3 protein-coding genes and 2 pseudogenes are annotated in these 4,676 nt (G+C 53.7%); 1 reads left to right on the plus strand and 4 read right to left on the minus strand.

Annotated elements, in window-relative coordinates; translation table 11 throughout:
- Positions 1-442: 442 nt before the first annotated feature.
- A pseudogene (locus tag FV230_RS24875) lies at positions 443-1,198 on the plus strand (IS5 family transposase).
- Positions 1,199-1,287: 89 nt separating this feature from the next.
- Here the strand turns inward: FV230_RS24875 and FV230_RS24880 are convergent.
- The 4 genes and pseudogenes from FV230_RS24880 to FV230_RS24895 form a co-directional block, all read right to left on the minus strand.
- A complete protein-coding gene (locus FV230_RS24880) occupies positions 1,288-2,304 on the minus strand; it encodes a glycosyltransferase (RefSeq protein ID WP_147844304.1) in 1,017 nt (338 codons plus the stop codon).
- A gap of 252 nt (positions 2,305-2,556) precedes the next feature.
- Positions 2,557-3,240 (minus strand): methyltransferase domain-containing protein, encoded by a 684-nt coding sequence (locus tag FV230_RS24885; protein WP_147844305.1) that lies wholly within the window; start codon positions 3,238-3,240, stop codon positions 2,557-2,559.
- Positions 3,241-3,405: 165 nt separating this feature from the next.
- Positions 3,406-4,209 carry an ABC transporter permease gene (locus FV230_RS24890; RefSeq protein WP_147844306.1) on the minus strand — a complete coding sequence of 268 codons (804 nt, stop codon included), beginning with the start codon at positions 4,207-4,209 and terminating at the stop codon, positions 3,406-3,408.
- Between the two features lie 335 nt (positions 4,210-4,544).
- Positions 4,545-4,676: pseudogene (locus tag FV230_RS24895) on the minus strand (IS481 family transposase); the annotation flags it as partial.

Here is a 4,676-nt window from a genome sequence, read left to right on the forward strand (position 1 = left end):
AATTTTAGGCACGTGGACTTTAATTGCAATGTTTTTGGTTGATATAGATTTTCGAAAAAAGAACCAGCATTCTGATAGGCTGACTTCGGAACGTGCTGATGCTTGATGGCAGGACGCACCATCGGACACTGACGCCACGGACCATTCACTCGTATCCATATGCGAAAGTGACGGCATCCGCACCTCATTCACAACTTTGGCCTGCCTGGACTGCCTCGATTCGGTGGCCCAGATTCCAAGTTAGTGCACCGTAGGTCGCGTGACGATGGGCGGGTGAGGGAGCGGCGTTGAAATGCTCGGCTCCTTTGGTCCGATGACGACCTCGGGTGCAGGCAGATGGTAACTGAGCGATGAATGCGGGCGGATGGTGTCTTAGCGTCCGGACCCATAACGGTGGCGCGGACGGCTCGGTTATGATTCACGGCTCCCATGGGAGGGGCCGATGGATCAGTTCTGGCTGACGGACGAGCAGTTTGCGAAGATCGCACCGCATCTGCCGAACGACACGCGCGGCTAGGAACGCGTGGACGACCGGCGGGTGATCAGCGGCATCGTCCATGTGCTGAAGTCGGGCGGTCGCTGGACGGACGCGCCGCGCTAGGTCTACGGGCCGAAGAAGACGCTCTACAACCGCTTCGTGCGCTGGGCGGCCAAGGGCGTCTGGGTCGCGCTGTTCGAGACGCATGCGCAGGCTGGCGGCCCGCCGTCTCAGGTGCTGATCGATTCCACCGCCGTGAAAGCGCACCGCTGCGCGGCCGGAGGAAGAGGGGGGGAGCAAAACCAAGCGATCGGCCGCTCGCGGGGCGGTCGCACGACCAAGATCCACGCGCTCACGGACCGCTTCTGTCGCCCGCTCGCCTTCCTCCTGACCGGCGGGCAGGTCGCCGATTGCAAGGCCGGCGCGCTGCTGCTCGAACGCCTGCCCGCCTGCCGCATCGTGCTGGCCGACAAGGGCTACGACAGCGACGCCATCCGCCGGCAGATCGAGGCCACGGGGGCCGCACCCAACATCCCGCCCAAGGTCAATCGCCTCTGGAAACCGTGCTTCTCGCCCGTGCTCTATCGCGGACGCAACGCCATCGAGCGCATGTTCGGCCGCCTCAAGGACTTCCGGCGTATCGCCACGCGCTACGACCGCCTGGCAACCAACTACCTCGCCGCTGTCTGTCTCGCTGCCACCCTCAGCTACTGGTTATGAGTCCGGAAGCTAACCTCAGCCCCGCCGCGCGGGATTTTTTCTATTTATCACCACCTGCGTGCCAAGACTTGCACTACGACGGACCGACCCTATACGTTTGCGCTCACCGAGGCACAGATCTTCTCAAAGAGATCGTTCCACTGCGTAATGATAGTAGCTGCATCGAATTTTTCGATCGCGCGCTGGCGACCTCGTGCAGAGTAACCTGCCGCAAGATCAGGCTTTTCGTGCAGCATCTTGGCGAGCGATGCTCCCTCCTCAGCCGTGTCATAGGTCAAGCCAGCGCCTTCAGCGAGGAAGCTCGGAACCTCGTATCGATCTTCGGTCCAGGCGTCGGTGTAGCCGTCATCCCATTTGTCGGCCATCGAGGCCTTAGACGCGATCAGTTTAGCGGAAGGCGCAAGCACCGGCGTTCCAGCCATCAGAGCTTCCATGACGGAAAGATGATAAGACGGCGGTCTCGTATATACGTATAAATAGAAAGCAGCCCGCCGTAAAAGATTCGACATATCTTCCGCAGGCGCCAATCCAGATGATTCGCCTACGTCTTCGTTATTACGGCCGAACAGTCGACAGTTCGACGCGTCATGAATCGTACGCCACTCCTGAAGATTTGGGGTGGCGTATTCCGTTCGAGAGCAAAAATCATTTTGAAATGTAAGACCGGCGTCGCCGCCACTCCAGATTTCATAATCTTCCTTGAATTTGCTAAAATAAATTACACCGTGGGTTTTCGCGAAACCGGGCTTATTTACTTCAGTGTTGCTGTACCGAATGATCTTAACACGATCTCCAAGAGCATTATAATCTCTCTCGATGGCAGAACTCGATTGCCCAATTGATCTTAATATGACGGGTGTATCACCGAATGCTTCTAAATTGAACCTTACCCACTCAGGAAAGTGGTTGACAATTACAACATCGAAGTAACGGGAAAAATTGAGGGGAACCCGCCTCAGATCGTTGTGGCCATCAAGAGCGACAAAGCGCTCTAGAAGCTCTTCATTATAGAATTCAGGCCTTCCCTGCCGCAGGTGATTTGCGGGTTTGTTCGGATCATGAAAAGTTCCAAGACTAAAAACTTTATGCCCATATTGCGTAAACATTCGAAGGTCGTCGTACTCTAAAATCTCATGACACGACAAATATAATATATTATAATTTCTGGACATTTTTTACCCTTCGCTAGTAGGCGAACACGATTGCGTTGGCAATTTGGTTGATGGCTTACTATTCTTTATCTTGTAAGAAACGAAGCGCATATCATCTTCTGCGGCCTCGCACAGGGTTCATGCCGAGACTCCTAATAAGAGACTCGATCAACCAAGCGCGAAACACGCGGACCGATGTTAAACAATCTAAGTTGCATGCATTGCGGCCGTGATTATTTCACGCACGACGTCATCGGCTGACAGATCCTGTCCTATGCGGCTCGACCAGTATTCCACGCCGTTTGGATCTGGGATGCGATGAATGTGAGTGAAGTATACATTATGCACAATCTCGCTTGGGCTGAGTGATGCCCTCGCGGGCCGAAAAGTGAGATCGTATAGCCAGGAGTCACGAAGCTCGACGTTGGACACGACTAATCCAGAGGCTGCAGCGAGATCTGTTACAGTCTGAGGAGTGTACCCGCAACGGTGGTAATCACCCGGGTAAGCCTGCGTTCCGTAAACCATCTGGATCAAATAATTCTGTCGTTCTGTGTTTTGCCACTCAGGATGAAAAGCCAGTGCAACCATGTCGGTCAGACTTGGAACGCGGACCTTAAGTCGACCATCGGGAGTTAGAAGGCGGGCCCATCTTTGCACTGTGTGGACTTGTTTTTCCCTATCAATATGCTCCAGAACATCCTGGGCGACAATTTCCGAGAAATATTGATCCGGCAATTCCTTGAGGTCGGTAATATCGGAAATCAAATCGGGATTATGCCAATCTCCGTTGTCTACGTTAAGATAGCCCTCTCTAATGTCATAACCGCAACCTACGTTCAGTTTTACAGGGTACGGCTGTGAATCAGTCAGCATGACGTTCTTACCCATTTTTGCCCGTTGGACTGGGAATAATTTTACGGGCCAGTGCCTAAACCGCTTCGACGAAGTTTGCAACTCTAGATTACGGTTGCCTCAGACTGGCTTTTGTCAACATCACTCCGCGATTTTTGCAATAGGCGAAATGATGTTGTCAGGCCCGGCCTTCCAGGGCATCTAAGCTATTTTCCGGATGACATGCTTCTCCATTAACAGGCCAAGAACGAAGCATGTCATGCCAAACATTATGGTATAGATGTAATCAATCGTCACGGGCAGATCAGGGTAATATCCCAGCCTTACCCACTCGATGACCTGCACCGCTGGATTAAATTTTAGATAATAATAAACTTGTTCGGGCAAAAGATTAGGCAGAAACATTACACCGCTGGTCGTATAGATTATGATAGTGAATAGAATAAATCCGATTATCCATGCGGGGAAAAACGCTACAATACTTACGTTGATTGTCCCGATGCCGATGCCGAGGATGATCGCCGTAACGTAGCCGCACATGGCGGTGAAGGGATCTTGAGGAACCGGATCTATCCCGGCTACAATAAGCACTGCAAAGATAGTTAATAGACCCAAAAATCCCGTAACTATTTCTACGAGTATCCGCGCCAAAATTACGTCAAACAACTTCACCTGCGGGTAATAGGTAAGCGGCTTATTGGCCATGACCGCCTTCATTACCTCGCGGGAAATGTATTGGAACGCGAGGACCGGTACTGCACCACTTGCAAAAAAAAGCGATCGATTGTCGCCGATGGGCGCGGGCACGCCACGTAGCACGAAAATGAGCACCAGCATGAACACGTGAAGTACCGGCCATAAGACGACGACTGCATATCCAAAGTACGAGCCACCGAAGCGCGAACGCATGTCGCGCAGCAATAGAGCGTGCAGAACGTGGAGATAGGACTCCAAGGGTTTCCGTACCGTGCGCACGACAGCGAGGCTTTCGTCCGGCGAGGACATGAGTGCTCCGTAAACCGTTCGTGGCATCCATTGCGGGCGAAAGAGTCGAAATTGTGCGGCCCACCTCGGTTCACGAGCAGCAAGCTGGACCTACCGCTGCCCGATACCGTGGTCGAGCATCCATACCATGGCGGCGGCTAGGCCGAGCATGCAGGCGAATGGTAGGAGGTGAGGACTTTGCCACTTGTCAGCGGCGGCGAGGGCTGTGCACACGACGAAAGCCGCCGCTAAAAGTCCGAATGTCATTCTAGCGATTCTCCCTTTTCCACTTCCGTCCTGCTTCATTCCGTCGGCTGCCCCGCCTGCCCGATCGCGTTCCACGCCGTCATACCAAGCTAGGTGTATGGTCCCGGGATGAGGTGTGACGGGTCGATCCTGAAGCGATTGGGCTCTTTCGTCCAGGCGTTCAGGATGAACTCGGTGGGTGTCAGGCCCCGCAGGGTCTTGAGCCGACGAGCGTGATTGTA

This window comes from Methylobacterium sp. WL6 (assembly GCF_008040095.1).
Taxonomy (GTDB): domain Bacteria; phylum Pseudomonadota; class Alphaproteobacteria; order Rhizobiales; family Beijerinckiaceae; genus Methylobacterium.